The sequence below is a fragment of the Micromonospora sp. RL09-050-HVF-A genome (assembly GCF_019374995.1).
In the GTDB taxonomy this organism is placed as follows: domain Bacteria; phylum Actinomycetota; class Actinomycetes; order Mycobacteriales; family Micromonosporaceae; genus Micromonospora; species Micromonospora antibiotica.
Window position 1 is genome coordinate 3,675,799 of sequence record NZ_JAGKQP010000002.1, and the last position, 22,822, is coordinate 3,698,620.

The following is a 22,822-nucleotide window of genomic DNA, read 5'->3' on the forward strand; positions in this document are numbered from 1 at the left end:
CGCCTGAATCCCGGCTGGGAAGTTACTTCTTGCCGGGCTTCTTCTTGCCGGCCACGGTCCGCTTCGGGCCCTTGCGGGTGCGGGCGTTGGTCCGCGTCCGCTGGCCACGCACGGGCAGGCCCCGGCGGTGCCGGATGCCGGCGTAGCAGCCGATCTCGACCTTGCGGCGGATGTCAGCGGCGACCTCGCGGCGCAGGTCGCCTTCAACCTTGTAGTTCGACTCGATGTGGTCGCGGAGCTGGACCAGCTCCTCGTCCGTGAGGTCCCGAGCGCGCTTGTCCGGCGAGATGCCGGTAGCAGCGAGCGTCTCCTGGGCACGGGTGCGACCGACCCCGAAGATGTAGGTGAGCGCGATCTCCATCCGCTTTTCGCGGGGGAGATCCACGCCGACTAGACGTGCCATGTGCGGGCGTACTCCTCGTGATGTGTGGCGGAGGTGTGGACCCGTCCCACCCCGCTACCGACCTGTCCGACTCCGACGCGGTGTGCGCCGGCGACCGAACGGCCGCTGCCCGAGCGGGCCCCGGCCTCCGACCGGGGGTTGGCCACGAGAAGGTACGCGTGCGTACGTTCCGCGGCTGGGACGAGCTGGTGACGTGTTGTCGTCGGATCTGCGCGACCCGGACCGGTCCGCCGCCCTCCGTTCGTCACGGACGGCGGAATCGGATCAGCCCTGGCGCTGCTTGTGGCGCGGGTCGGTGCAGATCACCATGACCCGGCCGTGCCGGCGGATAACCCGGCACTTGTTGCAGATCCTCTTGACGCTCGGCTTGACCTTCACGGTTGCCTTACTTCCCATCTGGCCCGGCGACGCGATGACCGCGACTCCGGACGTCGAAGACGGACACGGGGACTTCCCGGCCGCCGTCAGGCTTACTTGTAGCGGTAGACGATGCGCCCGCGGGTCAGGTCGTACGGCGAGAGTTCGACGACGACCCGGTCCTCCGGCAGGATGCGGATGTAGTGCTGCCGCATCTTGCCGCTGATGTGAGCCAGCACCTTGTGGCCGTTCGCGAGCTCCACCCGGAACATTGCGTTCGGCAGAGGCTCGATGACCCGACCCTCGATCTCGATGGCTCCGTCTTTTTTCGGCATGTACTCCGCTGTCCTGACGTCGGTTGCTCCGGACGGCCCACAACGCCTTACACGGACCTCCCGATGGTCATCGGGGGCCCGCGCCAGCCGCGGCTCCGGACTCCCACCGAAGCGCGGGGTGGGCATGCCGGAGTGGACGCTGTGCGCCGATCTGAAAGTGTACGCCCGCCCACTGGTGGTCGCCAAACCGGCCACCAGTGGTGTCACCCAACCGGACGAAACTGGGCACACCCTCCCACGCAACGCCCGGCTGTCGGCGGTCGTTGCGGCGCTACTCGCGGCGCTTGCGCCGCCGCGTGTCGCGCGCCACCCGCCGGCGGTCCCGCCGGGCGGGAGCACCGCCGGCGAACCCGCCAGTGGTACGCAGGAGCAGCAGAACCCCCCACGGGCCGAGCGCCCATGCCGGCCAGTAGAACAGCAGTTCCCGGCTGCCGACCGAGGAGATCGCCCAGATCACGGTGAGCAGGGCCGCCACCCGCAGCCAGGGCACCCACACCTCGACCGGCCACCGGCGGGAGCCGACACCCACGGGCACCGGCTCACCTACTGCGGTGCCCCCGGTCACCGGCGGCTCCGGCGTCACCTCCCGGTCGGGCTCCGACGCCCCGGAACCGGACACCGGCGGGGCCTGCGGGCCGAGCGGGGCCAGCGGGCCGAGCGGGGCCAGCGGGCCGAGCGGGGCCAGCGCGGAGCGCTGCGCGGACGCCGGTGCCGGCAGATCAGCCAGGACGGTGTCCAGTTCCGCGTAGGTCTTCGCCCCGTACGTCTGTTGCAGGCGTTCGTCGTACTCGTGCAGGTCGAGCCGGCCCTCCTCCAGGGCGACCCGGAGCCGTTCCGCCGTCGCCTCCCGGTCGGTGTCCGCCGCCCGCATCCGGTCCCGCTCCTGCTTGCCGGCCCGCCTCTCCATGCCGGCAAGCATGACACCACGGGTCCACCGCCACCGAACCCCGTCACCGCCCACCGGGCCACAGGTCGGCTGCCGGACCAGAGGCCACACCGCCACCGCCCCGCGACCACCGCCAAGACCACCACCTCGGCCACGGCCACCACCACCACGACCATCACCACGGCCACCGCCACCACGGCCCCGCCACCACCTCGGCCACGGCCACCGCCACCACCAAGACCACCGCCACGGCCACCACCACGGCCCCGCCACCGCCACGGCCACCACCACGGCCCCGCCACCACCACGGCCACGGCCACGGCCAGCCGGATGCTCGTCCGGCTACGACGCCGGCACCGGCCAGCGCGACCGATGCCACCGGGCGGTTCCTCCGGTAGCGAGCCCATGCGGTCGACGGGTCGCCCCGAATCTCCACTCGAGGGGCCGCCCGTCCGCCCACCGGTGACCGCCCTCCCCCACCGCATCTGTCCTCGGGCCCTTTCGACCTGATGACATCAGCGATTCAGCCAGCACCCCCACCTCGGTCAGGAGGGGATCGGTCAGGAGGGGACCGGTCAGGAGGGGACCGCCGCCGCGAGGTCCTCTCCCTGCTCAGGCTGACACTCGACGTTCATGTGCTTCCCCCTACCGACGGTTGAGTCGTCAACGCCATCAGCTCGAAAGGACCCGGGGTGGTCAACTGGCACCGGCCCGTCGGGCCCGGTACGACAGCCAGCCACGCAGCGGCAACGGCGACAGGGGCGACAGCGGACGGCGACAGCGGCGGGCGGCGGCAGCGACAGCGGCGGGCGGCGGCAGCGACAGCGGCGGGCGGCGGCAGCGACAGCGGCGGGCGGCGGCAGCGACAGCGGCGGGCGGCGGCAGCGACAGCGGCGGGCGGCGGCAGCGACAGCGGCGGGCGGCGGCAGCGACAGCGGCGGGCGGCGGCAGCGACAGCGGCGACAGCGGATGGCGGCAGCAGCGGGCGACAGCGGCGGGCGGCGGGCGACAGCGGCGGGCGGCGGGCGACAGCGGCGGGCGGCGGGCGACAGCGGCGGGCGGCGGGCGACAGCGGCGGGCGGCGGGCGACAGCGGCGGGCGGCGGGCGACAGCGGCGGGCGGCGGGCGACAGCGGCGGTGTGACCCCTGGTTCGGCAGCTACCCTCCGTAGACGGACCACGGCGGCGTGAACCGCCGAGACGAGCACAGCTCGGCACCGCGCCGTCCGGACACCCCCATCCGGACACGCCCCGACCGGGTCGGCGACGAGGGGGCGCGGACGAGGCTGCCAGCGCCCGGCAGGGGGCGGGCCCGGACGCTCCTCAGCGGGCCTTACTCAGGGGCCCGCAGGGCAGAGAGCCGCAGGGCAGAGAGGCCTGATGACCGGTCAGGTGGCCGGGGAATCGGCAGGCTGCCGGGCGGTCACCAGGTCGCCGAGCCGCGCCCGTCCGCCGTCGAACGCGGTCAGCACCCAGACCCCGTCCTCCAGCAGCGCCATCGAGTGCTCGACGTGCACCGCCATCGACCGGTCCCGGGTGACCACCGTCCACCCATCGGACAACTCGACGGTACGTGGGGAACCCATCGTGATCATCGGCTCGATCGCCAACGCCATGCCCGGCACCAGCCGGGGACCCTTGCCGGGGCGGCCGTGGTTGAGCACGTGCGGGTCCTGGTGCATCTCGGTGCCGATGCCGTGGCCGCCGTAGCCCTCGACGATGCCGTACCGGCCACCCCGGCGGACCGCGGTCTCGACGGCGTGCGAGATGTCGGTGAGCCGGCCCCGGCCGTTCGCGGCACCCCGGGCGGCGGCGGCGATCCCGGCCCACATGGCGTCCTCAGCGACCGACGCCATCTTCAGCAGCGCCGGGTCGACCTCGCCCACCCCGACGGTGACCGCCGCGTCGCCGTGCCAGCCGTCCAGCACCGCGCCGCAGTCGATCGAGATCAGGTCGCCCTCCCGGAGCACCTGGTCCGCTGCCGGGATCGCGTGCACCACCTGCTCGTTGACCGACGAGCAGATCGAGGCGGGAAAGCCGTGGTAGCCCTTGAACGAGGGGACCGCGCCCGCCTCCCGGATGGTCGCCTCGGCGATCGCGTCGAGGTCGGCCGTACTGACCCCGGGGGCGACTGCCGCGCTCATCCGACGCAGGGCCTCGGCGACCACCAGGCCGGCGGCGCGCATCTTCTGAATCTGGTCAGGGGTCTTCAGCTGGATGTCCAGCTGGGCACGGCGCATGGAGCAGTCACCTTTCGTTGCCGATTACACAGCGCAACAGCGGGGTACGTGGCGTACCCCGCTGTTCGCACTCTATCCGCCGGGCTGCGGCGGGCGGTCAGCCGCCGTACGAGCGCAGCGCGTCGATGGCCCGGACGGTGACGTCCTCCACCGGGCCGGTCGCGTCGATCCCGACCAGCTTGTTCTGGGCGCCGTAGTAGTCGACCAGCGGCGCGGTCTTGTCGGCGTACTCCCGCAGGCGGGCCGCGATGGTCTCCGGCTTGTCGTCGTCGCGCTGGAACAGCTCGGCGCCGCACCGGTCGCAGATGCCGTCCTTGGTGGTGGCGTCGAACTCGACGTGCCAGATCTTGCCGCAACCCCGGCAGGTGCGCCGACCGGAGAGCCGCCGGATCACCTCGTCGTCGTCGACCACCAGCTCCAGCACCAGATCCAGGGCGGTGCCCAGGTCGGCGAGGAGCTTGTCCAGCGCGGCGGCCTGCGGCGTGGTGCGCGGGAAGCCGTCGAGCAGGAAACCCTCGGAGGCGTCCGGCTCGGCGAGCCGGTCCCGGACCATGTTGATGGTCACCTCGTCCGGAACCAGCTTGCCCGCGTCCATGTACCGCTTCGCCTCGACCCCCAGGGGCGTCCCCTGGGAGACGTTGGCCCGGAAGATGTCACCGGTGGAGATCTTCGGCACCGAGAGGTGTGCGGCGATGAACTCCGCCTGTGTGCCCTTGCCCGCGCCCGGCGGGCCAACCAGAACGAGTCGCATCTACCGCAGGAACCCTTCGTAGTTCCGCTGCATGAGTTGGCTCTCGATCTGCTTCACGGTCTCCAGACCGACGCCGACCATGATGAGCACAGCGGTGCCGCCGAACGGGAAGTTCTGGAACTGCTGGCTGTTCAGCCAGATGAAGAAGAAGTTCGGCAGGACCGCCACGATGCCCAGGTAGAGCGCGCCCGGCAGGGTGATCCGGCTGAGGATGAAGTCGAGGTAGTCGGCGGTCGGCTTGCCGGGGCGGATGCCCGGCACGAAGCCGCCGTACTTCTTCATGTTGTCCGCGACCTCGGTCGGGTTGAACGTGATCGAGACGTAGAAGTACGTGAAGAAGATGATCAGCAGGAAGTAGATCACGATGTGCAGCGGCGCGTCGGCCTGCACGATGTTGTTCTGGATCCAGGCCTGGGTCTTTCCCGGGTCGGTCTGGTCGAAGAACTGGAGCGCCAGCTGCGGCAGGTAGAGCAGCGACGAGGCGAAGATGACCGGGATGACACCGGCCTGGTTCACCTTGAGCGGGATGTAGGTGGAGGTGCCGCCGTACATCCGCCGGCCGATCATCCGCTTGGCGTACTGCACCGGGATGCGGCGCTGCGCCTGCTCGATGAAGCAGACCGCGGTGATGACCACCAGGACCAGGGCGAGCACCAGGGCGAACTTGCCCCAGCCCTCGTTGGTCTTGATCTTCCAGCCCTCGCTGGGGAGCCGGGCCGCGATCGAGGTGAAGATCAGGACGGACATGCCGTTGCCGACGCCCCGGTCGGTGATCAGCTCGCCGAGCCACATCACCATGCCGGTGCCGGCGGTCATCGTCATGACCAGGATGCTGAGGGTCAGCCAGTCCGGGATGCCGGTGCCCTCGGGCACGATCGGGAACTGGTCGCAGCGGTTCTGGAACAGCTGGCCGGAACGGGCCAGCGCCACGAACGCCGACGACTGGAGGATGCCCAGGCCGAGGGTCAGGTAGCGGGTGTACTGGGTGATCTTCGCCTGGCCGGCCTGGCCCTCCTTGCGGAGCTGCTCCAGCCGGGGGATGACCACTGTCAGCAGTTGCAGGATGATCGACGCGGTGATGTAGGGCATGATGCCCAGCGCGAAGACCGAGAGCTGCAACAGCGCGCCGCCGGAGAACAGGTCGAGCAGGTTGAGCACGCCCGTGTTCTGGCCCTGCAGACTGTCGAGACACTTCTGCACGTTGCCGTACGAGACGCCGGGGCTGGGCAGAGTGGCGCCGAGCCGGTAGACCGCGATGATGCCTACTGTGAACAGCAGCTTCTTGCGCAGGTCAGGCGTACGGAACGCACTGAGAAAGGCGGACAGCAACTTCTTCCTCCTGCGCGCGGGCCGCCCGGTGGTGGTCCCTGGCGGGTCGGGGTGGGTGCCGGGCGAGTGCCCGATATCCATGGCTGGGAAGGGACTCTAACAGCCCGATCCCGCTCCGGGCAGGTGTGCCCGGCTACATAAACCGAATCCGATGTTACCCGGCGCACAGGCTCCGGGGAGACCAGGGCGCCCGCCCAGTTACGGAGAACTGAGCGGGCGCCCTGGTTTGCCTGTCCTACAGCTCGGTGACCGAGCCGCCGGCGGCGGTGATCTTCTCCTTGGCCGACGCGCTGAACGCCTGCGCCGACACCTGGAGGGTCACCCCGCCGAGATCGCCGGTGCCGAGGATCTTGACCGGGTGGCCCTTGCGGACCGCGCCGGCCTCGACCAGCTCCAGCGGGCCGACCTGGCCGCCGTTGGGGAACAGTTCGGCGAGCCGGTCCAGGTTGACCACCTGGAAGACGACCTTGAACTTGTTCTTGAAGCCCTTCATCTTCGGCAGGCGCATGTGGATGGGCATCTGCCCACCCTCGAACGCCGCCGAGATGTTCTTACGGGCCTTGGAGCCCTTGGTGCCGCGACCGGCGGTCTTGCCCTTGGAGCCCTCACCGCGACCCACCCGGGTCTTCGCGGTCTTGGCGCCCGGGGCCGGACGCAGGTGGTGAACCTTGATCGTCATTACTCGACCTCCTCGACCTTCACGAGGTGGCTGACCGCGAAGATCATGCCCCGAATCTCGGGACGGTCCTCCTTGACCACCACGTCGTTGATCCGCTTCAGGCCGAGCGAACGCAGCGAGTGCCGCTGGTTCTGCTTACGCCCGATCGCGGACCGGAGCTGGGTGACCTTCAGGCGTGCCATCAGGACGCCACCCCCGCCCGCGACGCCAGCATGGCGGCCGGCGCGACGTCCTCGACCGGCAGGCCACGACGGGCCGCGACGGCCTCCGGGGACTCGAGCCCCTTCAGCGCCGCCACCGTGGCGTGCACGATGTTGATGGGGTTGGACGAGCCGAGGCTCTTGGAGAGCACGTCGTGGATGCCCGCGCACTCCAGCACGGCACGCACCGGGCCACCGGCGATGACGCCGGTACCGGCGGACGCCGGCTTGAGCAGCACGACGCCGGCCGCGGCCTCACCCTGGATCGGGTGCGGGATCGACTGACCGATCCGCGGCACCTTGAAGAAGTGCTTCTTGGCCTCCTCGACGCCCTTGGCGATCGCCGCAGGCACCTCCTTGGCCTTCCCGTAGCCCACGCCGACCGTGCCGTCGCCGTCGCCCACGATCACCAGGGCGGTGAAGCTGAAGCGACGACCACCCTTCACGACCTTGGCGACGCGGTTGATCGCGACGACCCGCTCGAGGTGCGGGGTCTTCTCGACGGGCGCGTTTCCGCGGCCGCCCTCACGGCGGTTGTCGCGGCGACCACCCTCGTTGCCACCGGACCCGCCGCCACGGCGCTGTTGACCTGGCATCAGCAGCCTTCCTTATCTCTCGTGACGGGGTTTCTAGAACTCGAGCCCGGCTTCGCGGGCGGCGTCGGCAAGCGCGGCGACCCGCCCCGCGTACCGGTTGCCACCGCGGTCGAAGACGACCTTGGACACACCGGCCGCCTTGGCCCGCTCGGCGAGCAGACCGCCGACCTTGCCGGCCAGGGCGCTCTTGTCGCCGTCCGTACCGCGCAGCGACGCGTCCAGGGTCGAGGCCGACGCCAGGGTGTGACCCTTGGTGTCGTCGACGATCTGGGCGACGATGTGCCGCAGGGAGCGGGTGACCACCAGGCGGGGACGCTCGGCGGTGCCGCTGACGTTCTTGCGGACCCGGAAGTGTCGACGCGCACGGCCGACGGCGCGCTTGGCGGCGACGCCGCGGCGGCGCTTGAGCAGCGTGGCGCTCACTTCTTACCTGCCTTTCCGGCCTTGCGGCGGATGACCTCGCCCTGGTACTTGACGCCCTTGCCCTTGTAGGGCTCCGGCGGGCGGATCTTCCGGATGTTGGCGGCGACCTCACCGACCTGCTGCTTGTCGATGCCGGCCACGTGGAACAGGGTCGGCCGCTCCACCGTGAAGGTGATGCCGTCCGGCGCGGGGACCAGCACCGGGTGCGAGAACCCGAGCGCGAACTCGAGGTCCTTGCCCTTGGCCGTGACCCGGTAACCGGTGCCGGCGATCTCCAGGCTCTTGCGGTAGCCCTCGGTCACGCCGACGATCATGTTGGCGACCAGGGTACGGCTCAGGCCGTGCAGTTCCTTGGCCTTGCGCTCGTCGTTCGGCCGGTTGACGTGCAACTGGCCGTCCTCGCCCCGCTCCGCCTTGATCGGCTCGGCGAGCGTGTGCGACAGCTCGCCCTTGGGGCCCTTGACCTTGACGGTCTGGCCCTCGATCGTGATGTCGACGCCGGAAGGCACCGGGATCGACTTACGTCCAATACGCGACATTTCTACCTGTCTCCCGTTACCAGACGAAGGCGAGGACTTCCCCGCCAACGCTCCGCTTGCGGGCCTGCCGGTCGGTGAGCAGCCCCTGGGACGTCGAAATGATCGCCACGCCCAGCCCGCCGAGCACCCGCGGGAGCCCGTCCGACTTGGCGTACACCCGGAGACCGGGCTTGGACACGCGCTTGATGCCGGCCAGGCTCCGCTCCCGGTTCTGGCCGTACTTCAGCTCGACGACCAGTCGCTTGCCGACGGCACCCTCTTCGGGCTCCTCGACCAACCAGGTGGCGATGTAACCCTCGGCCTTGAGGACCTCGGCGATGTTCGCCTTGATCTTCGAGTAGGGCATCGTCACCCGGTCGTGGTACGCCTGGTTGGCGTTACGCAGACGCGTGAGCATGTCTGCGATCGGGTCGGTCATCGTCATGAAATTCGTCAACCTTTCTCGCCGGGGTTCCCCGGGCACGGCCCGGGGCCTACGGCGAAGAGACAGTTCAGCTGACGCGCGAAGCGCGCCGGGCTATTACCAGGAAGCCTTGGACACGCCGGGCAGCTCACCGCGGTGGGCCATCTCCCGGATGCACACCCGGCAGAGACCGAACTTGCGGTAGACCGCCTTCGGACGCCCGCACCGCTGGCAGCGGGTGTACGCGCGAACCGAGAACTTCGGCTTCGCGGCGGCCTTGAGGATCAGCGCCTTCTTGGCCATCTCAGTTCTCCTTGAACGGGAAGCCCAGGAGCTTGAGCAGCGCCCGGCCCTCGTCGTCGGTCGTGGCGGTCGTGACCACCGTGATGTCCATGCCCCGCTGGCGATCGATCCGGTCCTGGTCGATCTCGTGGAACACCGACTGCTCGGTCAGGCCGAACGTGTAGTTGCCGTGCCCGTCCAGCTTGCGTCCGTCGAGGCCGCGGAAGTCACGGATACGCGGCAGCGCGATCGACAGCAGTCGGTCCAGGAACTCCCACATCCGGTCGCCGCGCAGGGTCACCTTCGCGCCGATCGGCATGCCCTCACGCAGCTTGAACTGCGCGATCGACTTGGTGGCCCGCCGCACCTGCGGCTTCTGGCCGGTGATCGTGGCCAGGTCGCGCACGGCGCCGTCGATCAGCTTGGCGTCGCGGGCGGCCTCGCCGACGCCCATGTTGACGACGATCTTGACCAACCGCGGCACCTGCATGGGGTTGCCGAAGTTGTGCTGCTCCTGCAGCTTGGCCACGATCTCGTTGCGGTACCGCTCCTTGAGGCGCGGCGGGGTCTTGGTTTCGGTAGCCGTGGTCATCACAGGTCCTTACCGGTGCTACGCGCGATGCGGACCTTCTGGCCGTTGTCGTCGAAGCGGTAACCGACCCGGGTCGGCTTCCCGTCGGAGTCCAGGACCTGCACGTTCGAGACGTGGATCGGGGCCTCCTGGGTGACGATGCCACCGGTCTTGGCGCCACGCTGGGTGGTGCTGATACGGGTGTGCTTCTTGACCCGGTTCACGCCTTCGACGAGGACCTTGTCCTGCCGTGGGTAGGCCGCGATGACCTTGCCCTTGGCACCCTTGTCCTTGCCGGCGATGACGATGACCGTGTCGCCCTTCTTGACCTTCACGGTCACAACACCTCCGGCGCGAGGGAAATGATCTTCATGAACCGCTTGTCCCGCAGCTCACGACCCACCGGGCCGAAGATACGGGTCCCGCGCGGGTCCCCGCCGTCCTTGATGATGACGGCGGCGTTCTCGTCGAAACGGATGTACGAGCCGTCCGGCCGCCGCTTCTCCTTGGCGGTGCGGACGACGACGGCCTTGACGACGTCGCCCTTCTTCACACCGGCACCCGGGATCGCGTCCTTGACGGTGGCCACGATGACGTCGCCGATGCTCGCGTAGCGCCGACCGGAGCCACCGAGAACCCGGATGCACAGGATCTCCCGGGCACCCGTGTTGTCGGCGACGCGCAGTCGCGACTCCTGCTGAATCACGTCTATCTCCTATGTCTGCCGGTTCTCCGGCCGCCCGTCGAGGGCGGCCGGAGCCTGGCGGAACCTGCGCCCGACCGAAACCGGCCGAGCTCGAGCCTTCGCTACTTGGCCTTCTCGAGGATCTCCACGATGCGCCAACGCTTGGTGGCGGACAGCGGCCGGGTCTCCATGATCAGGACCCGGTCGCCGATGCCGGCGGCGTTCGGCTCGTCGTGCACCTTCAGCTTGCGGGTACGACGCATGATCTTGCCGTACAACGCGTGCTTGACGCGGTCCTCGACCTCGACCACGACGGTCTTGTCCATCTTGTCGCTGACCACCAGGCCCTCACGAACCTTACGGCGGGCCCGCACGTCGGCGGTGGTGTTCTCGGTCTCGCTCATGATGCAGTCACCTCAGTCGGCGCGGCCGAGAGACCCAGCTCGCGCTCACGCATGATCGTGTAGATCCGGGCGATCTCCCGACGGATGACCTGCAACCGCCGGTTGTTGTCCAGCTGACCGGTGGCGGCCTGCACGCGGAGGTTGAACAGCTCCGCCTTGGCCTCGCGCAGCTTCGTGACCAGCTCCTCCTCGGAGAGCTCACGCAGCTCGGAAGGCTTGACGCCCGCTGCCATCAGGATTCACCCACTTCGCGCGTAACAATGCGGCACTTCATCGGGAGCTTGTGGATCGCGCGACGCATCGCCTCTCGCGCGATCTGCTCGTTGGGGAAGGACATCTCGAAGAGCACCCGCCCCGGCTTGACATTCGCGACCCACCACTCGGGCGAGCCCTTACCGGAACCCATCCGGGTCTCGGCCGGCTTCTTGGTGAGGGCCTGGTCCGGGAAGACCGTGATCCAGACCTTGCCACCACGCTTGATGTGCCGGGTCATGGCGATACGTGCCGACTCGATCTGCCGGTTCGTCACGTACGCCGGCTCGAGAGCCTGGATCCCGAACTCGCCGAACACCACCCGGTTACCGCCCTTGGACGCGCCGTGGCGGTCCGGGTGGTGCGGCTTGCGGAAGCCCTTCGGGGGCTTGCGCGGCATCAGCATCTGTCAGCCCTCCTGCTGCGTTTCTGCCGGCTGGGTGGCGGCCGCGGCGACAGCGGAACTGTCGACGGGCTCGCCACTCGGCGTCTCGGCCTGCTGCGCGATGGTGGTCGCGGCAGCCCGGCCGGCCTCGGTACCGCCGGCGGTCGTACCGGACGAACCCGACCGGCCACGACGCGGCCGCTCGGGCCGGTCGCCACGCTCACCACGACGCGGGCGGGACGGACCGGCCTCGGCCGGGGCCTCCCGGCCCGGGACGGCGTCGCCCTTGTAGATCCAGACCTTCACGCCGATCCGGCCGAAGGTGGTACGGGCCTCGAAGAAGCCGTACTCGATGTTGGCCCGCAGCGTGTGCAGCGGGACCCGACCCTCGCGGTAGAACTCCGTGCGGCTCATCTCGGCGCCACCGAGGCGGCCCGAGACCTGCACCCGGATGCCCTTGCAGACGGGGTTCTTCATCGCCGACTGCATCGACTTGCGCATGGCCCGACGGAAGCTGACCCGGCTGGAGAGCTGCTCGGCGACACCCTGGGCGACCAGCTGCGCGTCCGACTCGGGGTTCTTCACCTCGATGATGTTCAGCTGCACCTGCTTGCCGGTGAGCTTCTCCAGCTCGCCGCGGATCCGGTCGGCCTCCGCACCCTTACGGCCGATGACGATGCCCGGCCGGGCGGTGTGGATGTCGACCCGGACGCGGTCCCGGGTGCGCTCGATGTCGACCTTGGAGATGCCGGCGCGCTCGAGCCCCTTGGACATCATCCGGCGGATCTTGACGTCCTCGCCGATGTAGTCCTTGTAGAGCTTGTCCGCGAACCAGCGGGACTTCCAGTCGGTCGAGATGCCGAGCCGGAATCCAGTGGGGTGAACCTTCTGACCCATTACTCGGCACCCTCCGTCTTACTTTCGGTCGCCGCGGGCTCGGCCTGCTGCGCCGGTGCCGCCTTCTTCGCCGCGGACTTCTTCGGCGCGGCCGGCGCGACCGCCTCGACCGCCACGGTGATGTGGCAGGTGCGCTTGCGGATCCGGTACGCCCGGCCCTGCGCCCGCGGCCGGAACCGCTTCATCGTCGGGCCCTCGTCGACGAACGCCTCGCTGACGAGCAGCGCGTCGGGGTCCAGCCGCTCGTTGTTCTCCGCGTTGGCGATCGCGCTCGCGAGCACCTTGTACACCTGCTCACTCGCCGCCTGCGGCGCGAACTGCAGCACCGTGAGCGCCTCCTTCGCGGGCAGGCCGCGGACGAGGTTGACCACCCGGCGCGCCTTCATCGGCGAGATGCGCACGTGTCGCGCAACCGCCCGCGCGCCCGGAAGCACCGGAGCGTCGCCCTTTCCTGGCATCGCTGTAACCCCTTGTTCCTCTATCCGTATGCCCGCGGCGTCAGCGCCGGCGGCTCTTCCGGTCGTCCTTCTCGTGACCCTTGAACGTGCGGGTCAGCGCGAACTCGCCGAGCTTGTGCCCGACCATGGCCTCGGTCACGAACACCGGGACGTGCTTGCGTCCGTCGTGCACGGCGATCGTGTGCCCGAGCATCTCGGGGATGATCGTCGAGCGGCGCGACCAGGTCTTGATGACGTTCTTCGAGCCCTTGTCGTTCTGCGTCTCCACCTTCTTGAGCAGGTGGTCGTCGATGAACGGGCCCTTCTTCAGGCTGCGAGGCATGCTCTATCTCCCTCAGCCGCGCTTACGCGTGGCGTAGCGGCGGCGGACGATCAGCCGGTCGCTCGGCTGGCCCTTACGACGGGTGCGGCCCTCGGGCTTACCCTGCGGGTTCACCGGGTGACGACCACCGGAGGTCTTACCCTCACCACCACCGTGCGGGTGGTCGACCGGGTTCATCGCGACACCACGGACGGTCGGGCGCTTGCCCTTCCAGCGCATCCGGCCGGCCTTGCCCCAGTTGATGTTCGACTGGTCGGCGTTGCCGATCTCGCCGATGCTGGCGCGGCAGCGCACGTCGACCCGCCGGATTTCACCGGACGGCATCCGGAGGGTCGCGTAGACGCCCTCCCGGCCGAGCAGCTGGATGCCGACGCCGGCCGAACGGGCCAGCTTGGCGCCGCCGCCCGGACGCAGCTCCACGTTGTGGATGGTGGTACCCACCGGGATGTTGCGCAGCGGCAGGTTGTTGCCCGGCTTGATGTCGGCGCCCGGACCGGACTCGACCCGGTCGCCCTGCTTCATGTCCTTCGGCGCGAGGATGTAGCGCTTCTCGCCGTCGGCGTAGTGCAGCAGCGCGATGCGCGCGGTGCGGTTCGGGTCGTACTCGATGTGCGCGACCTTCGCCGGCACGCCGTCCTTGTCGACCCGCTTGAAGTCGATCAGGCGGTACTGCCGCTTGTGACCGCCGCCGTGGTGCCGGGTGGTGATCCGGCCGTGGGCGTTGCGGCCACCCTTCTTGGGCAGCGGAGCCAGCAGGGACTTCTCCGGCGTGGACCGGGTGATCTCGGCGAAGTCGGCGACGCTGGAGCCGCGTCGGCCCGGCGTCGTCGGCTTGTACTTACGGATAGCCATTGTCTACACCCCTCAGCTGACCGGGCCGCCGAAGGCCTCGATACGGTCACCGTCAGCCAGCTTCACGATCGCCCGCTTGGTCGCCTTGCGCTGACCGAAGCCGGTCTTGGTGCGCTTGCGCTTGCCCTGGCGGTTGAGCGTGTTGACCGTCAGGACGCGGACGTTGAAGATCTGCTGGATAGCGATCTTGATCTCGGTCTTGTTCGCGTCCGGGTGCACCAGGAAGGTGTACCAGTTCCGGTTCAGCTCGCTGTAGCTCTTCTCCGAGACGACCGGCGCGACGATGATGTCCCGCGGGTCGGCGATCGTGCTCACTTGCCACCCTCCTCGGTGGTCTCGGCGGCGGACTCGGCCGCAGGGCCGTCCTCCGCGGGCACGCCCAGGAACTCGTCCAGGGCGTCCTTGGTGAAGACCACGTCGTCGGCCACCAGCACGTCGTACGTGTTGAGCTGGCCGGACTCGATCAGGTGCACCCGCGGCTCGTTGCGCAGCGACACCCAGTTCAGCTCGTCGGTGCTGCTCAGCACGACCAGGACCCGACGGGCCTCGGTCAGCTTGGCCAGCGTCGCCAGGGCCGCCTTGGTCGACGGCTTCTCGCCCGAGACGAACGCCTCGACGACGTGCACCTGGCCGGCGCGGGCCCGGTCGGAGAGGGCGCCACGCAGGGCGGCGGCCTTCATCTTCTTCGGGGTCCGCTGGCTGTAGTCGCGCGGCGTCGGGCCGTGGACCACGCCACCGCCGGCGAACTGCGGCGCGCGGATCGAGCCCTGCCGGGCCCGACCGGTGCCCTTCTGCTTGTACGGCTTCTTGCCGCCACCGGCGACCTCGCCGCGGGTCTTGACCTTGTGGGTGCCCTGCCGGGCCGCCGCGAGCTGAGCCACCACGACCTGGTGCATCAGCGCGATGTTGGCCTGGACGTCGAAGATGTCGGCGGGCAGCTCGACGGAGCCGCTCGTGGCGCCTTCGGCGTTGCGGACGTCAACGGTGGTCACTTGGCCACACCGCCCTTCTTCACCTTCGTCTTGGCCGCGGTGCGGACCAGGACCAGCGCGCCCTTGGGGCCGGGGATGGCACCACGGACGAGCAGGAGGTTGTTCTCGGTGTCGACCGCCTGGACGGTCAGGTTCTGGACGGTGTAGCGCACGCCACCCATCCGGCCCGCCATCCGGGTGCCCTTGAAGACGCGACCCGGGGTCGCGCAGGCGCCGATGGAGCCCGGCGAGCGGTGCTTGCGCTCGACACCGTGGCTGGCGCGCAGGCCGTGGAAGCCGTGCCGCTTCATCGGGCCGGCGTAGCCCTTGCCCTTGGTCTTGCCGGTGACGTCGATGGTCACGCCGACCGGGAACTCCTCGACCGTGACCTCCTGGCCCAGCGAGTAGTCCGCGGCGTTCGAGGTGCGCAGCTCGACGATGTGCCGGCGCGGCGCCACGTCCGCCTTGGCGTAGTGCCCGGCGAGCGGCTTCTTGGCCTTACGCGGGTCGATCGTGCCGTAGGCGAGCTGGACCGCGGAGTAACCGTCCTTCTCGGCGCTACGCACCTGGCTGACGACGCACGGGCCGGCCTGAACCACGGTCACGGGCACAACCTTGTTGTTGTCCCAGACCTGGGTCATACCGAGCTTGGCGCCCAGGATCCCCTTGACTTGCCTGTCCATTTGTCCGGTCCCTACAGCTTGATCTCGATGTCGACGCCAGCCGGCAGGTCGAGGCGCATGAGCGAGTCGACCGTCTTCGGGGTCGGGTCGATGATGTCGATCAGCCGCTTGTGCGTACGCATCTCGAAGTGCTCGCGCGAGTCCTTGTACTTGTGCGGCGAGCGGATGACGCAGAAACGGTTGATCTCCGTGGGCAGCGGCACCGGGCCCGCGACCTGCGCCCCGGTGCGCGTCACCGTCTCGACGATCTTCCGCGCCGAGGAGTCGACGACCTCGTGGTCATAGGCCTTGAGCCGGATGCGGATCTTCTGTCCCGCCATGGTGGCTTCTGTTCCTTCTCTCGATGCCGCTGTGTTGCGGGTGCCTGTACCGGCTGGCACAGGACCGCTTCGCCGACCCCCGCGGTCGGGCGTGTCGCGCCCTCGGACCAGGCTCCGCCCCGGGTCTCCGGAGCAGCTATCTGGTCACCCGGTGGGTCTGGACGCCGATCGCATCACAGCGATCTGGACGCCGTGCGAGGGTGGTTGACCGCCAGGGGCGATCAACCACCCTACGCGCGATTGTCAGTGTCCCGGAGGTCCAACTTACGCCGGACACGGGCGACTAACCGTCGTTACGCAACCTGACCAGTATGCCGCACGACCGGCGGCAACGCTAATCGGGGTTACCTAGTTCACTTGATGATCTTGGTGACGCGACCCGCGCCGACCGTACGACCACCCTCGCGGATCGCGAACTTGAGGTTGTCCTCCATCGCGATGGGCTGGATGAGCTTCACGGCCATCGTGGTGTTGTCGCCCGGCATGACCATCTCGGTGCCCTCGGGGAGGGTGACGACACCGGTGACGTCCGTGGTCCGGAAGTAGAACTGCGGACGGTAGTTCTGGAAGAACGGGGTGTGCCGGCCGCCCTCCTCCTTGGAGAGGATGTAGACCGTCGCCTCGAACTCCGTGTGCGGGGTGCTGGTGCCCGGCTTGACGACCACCATGCCGCGCTCGACGTCCTCGCGCTTGATGCCACGCAGCAGCAGACCGACGTTCTCGCCCGCGCGGGCCTCGTCGAGCAGCTTGCGGAACATCTCGATGCCGGTGCAGACCGTCTTCTGCGACTTCTCGCGGATGCCGACGATCTCCACCTCCTCGTTCGGCTTGAGGATGCCGCGCTCGGCGCGACCGGTGACGACCGTGCCACGACCGGTGATCGTGAAGACGTCCTCGATCGGCATCAGGAACGGCTTCTCGGTCTCACGCTCGGGCTGCGGGATCGCGGTGTCGACCGCGTTCATCAGCTCCAGCAGGCGACCGGTCCACTCGGGGTCACCCTCGAGGGCCTTCAGCGCCGAGACCCGGACGACCGGCAGGTCGTCACCCGGGTACTCCTGCGCCGACAGCAGCTCGCGGACCTCGAGCTCGACGAGCTCCAGGAGCTCCTCGTCGTCGACCATGTCGCTCTTGTTGAGCGCCACGACGATGTACGGCACACCGACCTGACGGGCCAGCAGCACGTGCTCGCGGGTCTGCGGCATCGGGCCGTCGGTCGCCGCGACCACCAGGATCGCGCCGTCCATCTGCGCGGCACCGGTGATCATGTTCTTGATGTAGTCGGCGTGCCCGGGGCAGTCGACGTGCGCGTAGTGCCGCGCCTCGGTCTGGTACTCGACGTGTGCGATCGAGATCGTGATACCGCGGGCCTTCTCCTCCGGCGCCTTGTCGATCTCGTCGAACGGCGTGTACGGGTTGAGGTCCGGGTACTGGTCGTGCAGGACCTTGGTGATGGCCGCCGTCAGCGTCGTCTTACCGTGGTCGATGTGACCAATGGTGCCGATGTTGACGTGCGGCTTAGTCCGCTCGAACTTAGCCTTCGCCACTGGTGTCCTCCTGTGGACTTCTTGGTTCGCGCCCCGGCGCGCCGGACGGCGCTTAGGACTCTGTCGACAGCCTTTCCGGCCTGCGGCCGGAGAGCTTGGTGGGTTCTGCGGCGATGAAGCCTACAGGCCCGGATTCATCCAACCCGACCGAGGTGGTCGCGGGCGGGATTCCCGCCCGCGACCTGCCCCGACTCACCGGATCAGCAGCGGATGAGCGTCACTCACCCGTCGCCTTGGCGATGATCTCCTTCGCCACGCTCTGCGGAACCTCGGCGTAGGAGTCGAACTGCATGCTGTAGCTAGCCCGGCCCTGGGTCTTCGACCGCAGGTCGCCGACGTAGCCGAACATCTCCGACAACGGCACCAGGGCCCTCACGATGCGGGCGCCACTGCGCTCCTCCATCGCCTGGATGATGCCGCGGCGGGAGTTGAGGTCGCCGATGACGTCACCCATGTTCTCCTCAGGAGTGGTGACCTCAACGGCCATCATCGGCTCGAGCAATGCCGGGTCGGCCTTGCGGGCCGCGTCCTTCATCACCATCGAGCCGGCGATCTTGAATGCCATTTCCGACGAGTCGACCTCGTGGTACTGGCCGTCCAGCAGGGTCAGCTTGACGCCGACCAGCGGGAAGCCCGCGAGGATGCCGTACTGCATGGCGTCCTGCGCACCGGCGTCGACCGACGGGATGAACTCCCGCGGGATACGACCACCGCTGACCGCGTTGGCGAACTCGTAGGTCGGCGACTCGTTGTCCAGCGGCAGCGGCTCGATGCTCACGATGACGCGGGCGTACTGGCCGGAGCCACCGGTCTGCTTCTTGTGCGTGTACTCGACCTTCTCCACCTTGCGGCGGATGGTCTCGCGGTAGGCCACCTGCGGCTTGCCGACGTTGGCCTCGACGTTGAACTCGCGACGCATCCGGTCGACCAGGATGTCCAGGTGCAGCTCGCCCATGCCGGAGATGACCGTCTGGCCGGTCTCCTCGTCGAGCCGGACCCGGAAGGTCGGGTCCTCCTCGGCCAGCCGCTGGATCGCGGTGCCGAGCTTCTCCTGGTCGGACTTGGTCTTCGGCTCGATCGCCACCGAGATGACCGGCTCCGGGAAGGTCATCGACTCCAGGATCACCGGGTTCGCCGGGTCGGAGAGCGTGTCGCCGGTGGTGGTCTGCTTGAGACCCTGCACCGCGATGATGTCGCCGGCCTGCGCCGACGGACGCTCTTCCCGCTTGTTGGCGTGCATCTGGTAGATCTTGCCGATCCGCTCCTTGCGGTCCTTGGTGGAGTTGACCACCTGGGAGCCGGACTCGAGCAGGCCGGAGTAGACCCGGACGTAGGTGAGCTTGCCGAGGTGCTTGTCCGTCTGGATCTTGAAGGCGAGACCGGAGAACGGCTCGTTCTTCGACGGCTTACGCACCATCGGGGTCTCGCCGTCGGTGGCCGTACCCTCGATCGCCGGGACGTCCAGCGGCGACGGCAGGAAGTCGACCACGGCGTCGAGCATGGGCTGCACGCCCTTGTTCTTGAACGCCGAGCCGCACAGCACCGGGTTGGCCTTGCTGGCGATGGTGGCCCGCCGGATGGCGGCCTTGATCTCCTCGACGGAGATCTCCTCGCCCTCCAGGTACTTCTCCATCACCGCGTCGTCGACGTCGGCCAGGGTCTCCATCAGCTTCTCGCGCCACTCGGCCGCGGAGTCGGCCAGGTCGGCCGGGATCTCCTCGATCGCGTAGTCCTCACCCTTCTGGGTCTCCCCGCGCCAGGTGAGGGCGCGCATGCCGATCAGGTCGACGACACCGATGTGGTCGCCCTCGAGCCCGATCGGGATCTGGAGCACCAGCGGGGTGGCGTTGAGCCGGTCGATCATCATCTGCACGCAGCGGAAGAAGTCCGCGCCCGTACGGTCGAGCTTGTTGACGAAGCACATCCGCGGGACGTGGTACTTGTCGGCCTGCCGCCAGACGTTCTCCGTCTGCGGCTCCACGCCGGCCACGCCGTCGTAGACCGCGACCGCACCATCCAGCACCCGCAGCGACCGCTCGACCTCGACCGTGAAGTCGACGTGACCGGGCGTGTCGATGATCTGGATCGTGTGGCCCTTCCACTCACACTTGGTGGCAGCGGAGGTGATCGTGATGCCACGCTCCTGCTCCTGCTCCATCCAGTCCATGACGGCAGCGCCCTCGTGGACCTCACCGATCTTGTAGGTGATACCGGTGTAGAACAGGATCCGCTCGGTGGTCGTGGTCTTACCGGCATCGATGTGCGCCATGATGCCGATGTTGCGTACGTTGGCGAGCGCGTCTGCGGCGGCCACTTCAATCCCTACTTATCGTCGTCTCGACTCGACCGATGGCGGTTCCGGCGCCGGTCCGGCGCCGGAACCAGGCTGTTACCAGCGGTAGTGCGCGAAGGCCTTGTTGGACTCCGCCATCTTGTGGGTGTCCTCGCGCCGCTTGACGGCGGCACCCAGACCGTTGCTCGCGTCCAGCAGCTCGTTCATCAGCCGCTCGATCATGGTCTTTTCGCGGCGGGCCTTGGAGTAGGTCACCAGCCAGCGCAGACCGAGGGTGGTCGCGCGGGCCGGGCGGACCTCGACCGGCACCTGGTAGGTGGCGCCACCGACCCGGCGGCTGCGCACCTCCAGGGTCGGCTTGACGTTGTCCATCGCCCGCTTGAGGGTGACGACCGGGTCGGTGCCGCTCTTCTCGCGGCAGCCCTCCAGGGCCGCGTACACGATGCGCTCGGCGAGCTGACGCTTACCGCGCATCAGGATCTTGTTGACCAGCTGGGTGACCAGAGGCGAGTTGTACACCGGGTCAGCGACCAGCGGCTTCCGCGGAGCGGGTCCCTTACGCGGCATGTCAGCTCTTCTCCTTCTTCGCGCCGTAACGGCTGCGCGCCTGCTTGCGGTTGCGGACACCCTGGGTGTCCAGCGAACCGCGGACGATCTTGTAACGCACGCCGGGGAGGTCCTTCACCCGGCCGCCGCGGACGAGCACGATCGAGTGCTCCTGCAGGTTGTGACCCACGCCCGGGATGTAGGCGGTCACCTCGATCTGGCTGCTGAGCTTGACACGAGCGACCTTGCGGAGCGCCGAGTTCGGCTTCTTGGGGGTGGTGGTGTACACGCGGGTGCACACACCGCGCCGCTGAGGGGATCCCTTCAGCGCCGGGGTCTTGGTCTTGGTCGTCTTGGCCTGGCGGCCCTTTCGGACCAGCTGCTGAATGGTGGGCACCGGGTTTCTCCGCTCCCTTCGGCCGCTCACGCGACCGCGCCGTCTGCTCGTTAGCCGACCTGATGGCCGACTCTCCTACATTCCGACCGGGACCACCTCACGGAAGTCCCGGCACCCGCGGTCGGGCGTGTCGCCCGATTCACGGTTCCAGCGCGGTCGCTCGCGCGCGCACCGGATTTCTGTCACCGGCGCGTGGTCGTCCGCACGCCGGGTCCTGGGCTGTGTCGTACGGCCGCGTGATCTCCGGACCGATCCGGATCCCGCGCACGCACGAGTTGCCCGGGCATGCCCGGGCGCAAGGGGAAAGAGTACCTACCACAGCCTCGCAGGTCAAAACGGGCTGGTCCGCCGGGTCTCAGATCCCCGTCGGCCACGCCGTACGCCCTGGCTGCTCGCCCGTGGCGGGCCCCTAGGACCTCCAGTGTACCGGCTGCCGCGTGCCGCAGCCCGTCACCCCCGGGCGACGGGGGTCACGCCAGCTGCACCAGCAACGCCAGCCCCAACCCCAGCAGGCTGAGCACCAGCCCCACCCCGCCACAACTGATCCCGGCCGTGGCCAGGCCCCGACCGGTGAACCGCACCGCCGGCGGTGGCGCGGCCCGACGGATCTGCCGACGGGCCAGCAACCCGGCGACGATCGCCGCCGCGCCGGCCAGCGCGCCCGGCACGGTGAACGCGCCGGCCGCCCAGGCCCCGCCGAGCTGCGCTCCCCCGACCCCGAAGCAGATCACCAGGAACGACACCAGGATCGACACCACCCCGGCGATCAGCGACCCCACCGCCGGGCCGGAGGTGACCGCCGGAACGTCGAGGTGGACCACCGCGAAGGGTGTGCCGGGGACCGGTTCGACCCGCTTCGGGGGGCGCGGGGCGTCCGGTGGCGGTGGGGGCAGCGGCCCGGGTTGGTGCCCCGAGGGCGCCGGCCAGCCCGCCCCGGCCGGCTGTCCCGGGTACGACCCGGGCGACATCCCCGACGACCCCGCCCCGGGATACGACCCACCCGGCCCCGGGTAGGCCCCGCCCGGCGGTGGGTGGGACAGCGGGCCCCGCAGTGATCCGCCAACTGCCGGAAACGGCCCGGCGGCGGAGGGGGCTGGCTGGGCCGGCGGTGGGGCGTACCCGATCGGAGCGGCCTCCGGCGGGATGCCGGTGCCGTGGACGGGCCCGGGGACCGACGGTGCCCCCCAGGGGCCGACGGCCCAGGGATCGCGCCGGTCGGGTGCCCCGGCGTCGTTGCCGGGACCCGGGGAGCCGGCGGGCGGTCCGCCCGGGTCGCCTCCCGACGGCGGCGCCGGTTCCGTCACGGGGTCCTCCTGTCGCGATGTGGGGTCCACCGTCACGCGACGGACACCGGCCAGGCTACCGCCGCCGCGCACCGCGGGTGCCCCCTGCCGGATCATCACCCCGACGGGTCAGTCGACGTTCGGCGCGAAGTCCTGCCCGTAGGGGGACCCGGCCAGCCGGACCACGCCGATCACCACCAGCGTCACCACCGCGACCGCGACCAGCACCAGGCCCGCCCAGGCCAACCGCTCCCCCGCCGCAGCCAGGCCGCGCCGGTGAGGAAACCACCCGAGGCGTACGCCTCCCGGCGGGCCTGCCGGGCCAACTGGAGGGCGATCGTGGCGGGCACCACCCCACCGACGAAGAGCCCGGTCAACGCCCCGATCAGCCCGAGCGCGAAGACGGCCCGCGCCTTCGTGGCGCGCACCGGGTCGGGGTCGAGTGGATGACGTGGCGGCTGGTGCGCCACCGGCACCTGCCCCGCAGCGGTCGTCATGCCCACCATCATGCCCGGCCGACGGCCGTACCGGGCA

At 69.4% G+C, this 22,822-nt stretch carries 34 protein-coding genes and 1 pseudogene; all 35 read right to left on the reverse strand.

Features of this window, described 5'->3' with window-relative positions; all coding sequences use genetic code 11:
- Window positions 1-22: 22 nt before the first annotated feature.
- The 35 genes and pseudogenes from rpsM to J7462_RS16025 all read right to left on the reverse strand — a co-directional run bounded on the left by rpsM (window position 23) and on the right by J7462_RS16025 (window position 22,785).
- Window positions 23-403, reverse strand: a complete 381-nt coding sequence (gene rpsM, locus J7462_RS15855; protein ID WP_091241981.1) for a 30S ribosomal protein S13 — start codon at window positions 401-403, stop codon at window positions 23-25.
- Between the two features lie 264 nt (window positions 404-667).
- Window positions 668-781, reverse strand: coding sequence for a 50S ribosomal protein L36 (rpmJ, locus tag J7462_RS15860; RefSeq protein WP_012184307.1), 114 nt, complete (start codon window positions 779-781; stop codon window positions 668-670).
- Window positions 782-873: 92 nt separating this feature from the next.
- The gene (infA, locus tag J7462_RS15865) at window positions 874-1,095 is read right to left on the reverse strand and encodes a translation initiation factor IF-1 (protein WP_007073013.1); all 222 of its coding nucleotides are present in this window, start codon (window positions 1,093-1,095) and stop codon (window positions 874-876) included.
- Window positions 1,096-1,366: 271 nt separating this feature from the next.
- Window positions 1,367-2,002, reverse strand: coding sequence for a DUF1707 domain-containing protein (locus tag J7462_RS15870; RefSeq protein ID WP_255597744.1), 636 nt, complete (start codon window positions 2,000-2,002; stop codon window positions 1,367-1,369).
- Window positions 2,003-2,156: 154 nt separating this feature from the next.
- Entirely contained in the window at window positions 2,157-2,360 is a 204-nt protein-coding gene (locus J7462_RS15875; RefSeq protein WP_219464742.1) for a hypothetical protein, read from the reverse strand.
- A 1,008-nt stretch (window positions 2,361-3,368) separates the two neighbouring features.
- Window positions 3,369-4,220, reverse strand: a complete 852-nt coding sequence (gene map / locus J7462_RS15880; RefSeq protein ID WP_219464743.1) for a type I methionyl aminopeptidase — start codon at window positions 4,218-4,220, stop codon at window positions 3,369-3,371.
- A 97-nt stretch (window positions 4,221-4,317) separates the two neighbouring features.
- Window positions 4,318-4,971, reverse strand: a complete 654-nt coding sequence (locus J7462_RS15885; RefSeq protein WP_091241987.1) for an adenylate kinase — start codon at window positions 4,969-4,971, stop codon at window positions 4,318-4,320.
- Window positions 4,972-6,300 carry a preprotein translocase subunit SecY gene (gene secY / locus J7462_RS15890; protein ID WP_208568320.1) on the reverse strand — a complete coding sequence of 443 codons (1,329 nt, stop codon included), beginning with the start codon at window positions 6,298-6,300 and terminating at the stop codon, window positions 4,972-4,974.
- 235 nt (window positions 6,301-6,535) lie between these two features.
- Entirely contained in the window at window positions 6,536-6,979 is a 444-nt protein-coding gene (gene rplO, locus J7462_RS15895) for a 50S ribosomal protein L15 (RefSeq protein WP_088646994.1), read from the reverse strand.
- The gene (gene rpmD / locus J7462_RS15900) at window positions 6,979-7,161 is read right to left on the reverse strand and encodes a 50S ribosomal protein L30 (RefSeq protein ID WP_067301451.1); all 183 of its coding nucleotides are present in this window, start codon (window positions 7,159-7,161) and stop codon (window positions 6,979-6,981) included. Before rpmD ends, rplO begins: the two co-directional genes overlap by 1 nt.
- Window positions 7,161-7,775, reverse strand: coding sequence for a 30S ribosomal protein S5 (gene rpsE, locus J7462_RS15905; RefSeq protein ID WP_088646996.1), 615 nt, complete (start codon window positions 7,773-7,775; stop codon window positions 7,161-7,163). The genes rpmD and rpsE overlap by 1 nt, the downstream gene beginning before the upstream one ends.
- Window positions 7,776-7,808: 33 nt before the next feature.
- Complete coding sequence (gene rplR, locus J7462_RS15910) at window positions 7,809-8,198, reverse strand: 50S ribosomal protein L18 (protein ID WP_208568202.1); 390 nt, start codon at window positions 8,196-8,198, stop codon at window positions 7,809-7,811.
- Window positions 8,195-8,737, reverse strand: coding sequence for a 50S ribosomal protein L6 (gene rplF / locus J7462_RS15915; RefSeq protein ID WP_208568203.1), 543 nt, complete (start codon window positions 8,735-8,737; stop codon window positions 8,195-8,197). The genes rplR and rplF overlap by 4 nt, the downstream gene beginning before the upstream one ends.
- A gap of 16 nt (window positions 8,738-8,753) precedes the next feature.
- Window positions 8,754-9,161, reverse strand: a complete 408-nt coding sequence (gene rpsH, locus J7462_RS15920; RefSeq protein WP_067301438.1) for a 30S ribosomal protein S8 — start codon at window positions 9,159-9,161, stop codon at window positions 8,754-8,756.
- 96 nt (window positions 9,162-9,257) lie between these two features.
- A complete protein-coding gene (locus J7462_RS15925) occupies window positions 9,258-9,443 on the reverse strand; it encodes a type Z 30S ribosomal protein S14 (RefSeq protein ID WP_007073023.1) in 186 nt (61 codons plus the stop codon).
- Between the two features lies 1 nt (window position 9,444).
- Window positions 9,445-10,014: a 50S ribosomal protein L5 gene (gene rplE, locus J7462_RS15930; protein WP_219464745.1), complete on the reverse strand. Its 570-nt coding sequence runs from the start codon at window positions 10,012-10,014 to the stop codon at window positions 9,445-9,447.
- Complete coding sequence (gene rplX, locus J7462_RS15935) at window positions 10,014-10,334, reverse strand: 50S ribosomal protein L24 (protein ID WP_208568204.1); 321 nt, start codon at window positions 10,332-10,334, stop codon at window positions 10,014-10,016. The genes rplE and rplX overlap by 1 nt, the downstream gene beginning before the upstream one ends.
- Window positions 10,331-10,699 (reverse strand): 50S ribosomal protein L14, encoded by a 369-nt coding sequence (gene rplN / locus J7462_RS15940; protein ID WP_007073026.1) that lies wholly within the window; start codon window positions 10,697-10,699, stop codon window positions 10,331-10,333. The genes rplX and rplN overlap by 4 nt, the downstream gene beginning before the upstream one ends.
- A gap of 101 nt (window positions 10,700-10,800) precedes the next feature.
- Window positions 10,801-11,082, reverse strand: coding sequence for a 30S ribosomal protein S17 (gene rpsQ, locus J7462_RS15945; protein WP_208568205.1), 282 nt, complete (start codon window positions 11,080-11,082; stop codon window positions 10,801-10,803).
- Window positions 11,079-11,315, reverse strand: a complete 237-nt coding sequence (gene rpmC / locus J7462_RS15950; protein WP_013288628.1) for a 50S ribosomal protein L29 — start codon at window positions 11,313-11,315, stop codon at window positions 11,079-11,081. The genes rpsQ and rpmC overlap by 4 nt, the downstream gene beginning before the upstream one ends.
- Window positions 11,315-11,740, reverse strand: coding sequence for a 50S ribosomal protein L16 (rplP, locus tag J7462_RS15955; RefSeq protein WP_088647000.1), 426 nt, complete (start codon window positions 11,738-11,740; stop codon window positions 11,315-11,317). The genes rpmC and rplP overlap by 1 nt, the downstream gene beginning before the upstream one ends.
- Before the next feature lie 3 nt (window positions 11,741-11,743).
- On the reverse strand, window positions 11,744-12,616 hold the full coding sequence (gene rpsC, locus J7462_RS15960; RefSeq protein ID WP_088647001.1) for a 30S ribosomal protein S3: 873 nt from the start codon (window positions 12,614-12,616) through the stop codon (window positions 11,744-11,746).
- Window positions 12,616-13,074, reverse strand: coding sequence for a 50S ribosomal protein L22 (gene rplV, locus J7462_RS15965; protein WP_088647002.1), 459 nt, complete (start codon window positions 13,072-13,074; stop codon window positions 12,616-12,618). Before rplV ends, rpsC begins: the two co-directional genes overlap by 1 nt.
- 40 nt (window positions 13,075-13,114) lie before the next feature.
- Window positions 13,115-13,396: a 30S ribosomal protein S19 gene (gene rpsS, locus J7462_RS15970; protein ID WP_088647003.1), complete on the reverse strand. Its 282-nt coding sequence runs from the start codon at window positions 13,394-13,396 to the stop codon at window positions 13,115-13,117.
- Window positions 13,397-13,408: 12 nt separating this feature from the next.
- Window positions 13,409-14,248, reverse strand: coding sequence for a 50S ribosomal protein L2 (gene rplB / locus J7462_RS15975; RefSeq protein WP_091242024.1), 840 nt, complete (start codon window positions 14,246-14,248; stop codon window positions 13,409-13,411).
- A 12-nt stretch (window positions 14,249-14,260) separates the two neighbouring features.
- Window positions 14,261-14,563 (reverse strand): 50S ribosomal protein L23, encoded by a 303-nt coding sequence (gene rplW / locus J7462_RS15980; RefSeq protein ID WP_007465304.1) that lies wholly within the window; start codon window positions 14,561-14,563, stop codon window positions 14,261-14,263.
- Window positions 14,560-15,240 carry a 50S ribosomal protein L4 gene (gene rplD, locus J7462_RS15985; RefSeq protein WP_208568206.1) on the reverse strand — a complete coding sequence of 227 codons (681 nt, stop codon included), beginning with the start codon at window positions 15,238-15,240 and terminating at the stop codon, window positions 14,560-14,562. The genes rplW and rplD overlap by 4 nt, the downstream gene beginning before the upstream one ends.
- Window positions 15,237-15,902 (reverse strand): 50S ribosomal protein L3, encoded by a 666-nt coding sequence (gene rplC, locus J7462_RS15990; protein ID WP_208568207.1) that lies wholly within the window; start codon window positions 15,900-15,902, stop codon window positions 15,237-15,239. The genes rplD and rplC overlap by 4 nt, the downstream gene beginning before the upstream one ends.
- A gap of 11 nt (window positions 15,903-15,913) precedes the next feature.
- On the reverse strand, window positions 15,914-16,222 hold the full coding sequence (rpsJ, locus tag J7462_RS15995) for a 30S ribosomal protein S10 (RefSeq protein ID WP_007073037.1): 309 nt from the start codon (window positions 16,220-16,222) through the stop codon (window positions 15,914-15,916).
- A gap of 353 nt (window positions 16,223-16,575) precedes the next feature.
- Window positions 16,576-17,769, reverse strand: a complete 1,194-nt coding sequence (tuf, locus tag J7462_RS16000; RefSeq protein ID WP_204924855.1) for an elongation factor Tu — start codon at window positions 17,767-17,769, stop codon at window positions 16,576-16,578.
- A 217-nt stretch (window positions 17,770-17,986) separates the two neighbouring features.
- A complete protein-coding gene (fusA, locus tag J7462_RS16005) occupies window positions 17,987-20,083 on the reverse strand; it encodes an elongation factor G (RefSeq protein WP_208568208.1) in 2,097 nt (698 codons plus the stop codon).
- 75 nt (window positions 20,084-20,158) lie between these two features.
- On the reverse strand, window positions 20,159-20,629 hold the full coding sequence (gene rpsG / locus J7462_RS16010; RefSeq protein WP_091242043.1) for a 30S ribosomal protein S7: 471 nt from the start codon (window positions 20,627-20,629) through the stop codon (window positions 20,159-20,161).
- A 1-nt stretch (window position 20,630) separates the two neighbouring features.
- Window positions 20,631-21,005 (reverse strand): 30S ribosomal protein S12, encoded by a 375-nt coding sequence (gene rpsL / locus J7462_RS16015; RefSeq protein WP_007465318.1) that lies wholly within the window; start codon window positions 21,003-21,005, stop codon window positions 20,631-20,633.
- A gap of 470 nt (window positions 21,006-21,475) precedes the next feature.
- Entirely contained in the window at window positions 21,476-21,898 is a 423-nt protein-coding gene (locus tag J7462_RS16020) for a hypothetical protein (RefSeq protein WP_208568321.1), read from the reverse strand.
- A 519-nt stretch (window positions 21,899-22,417) separates the two neighbouring features.
- Window positions 22,418-22,785, reverse strand: a pseudogene (locus J7462_RS16025) (hypothetical protein).
- Window positions 22,786-22,822 lie beyond the last annotated feature (37 nt).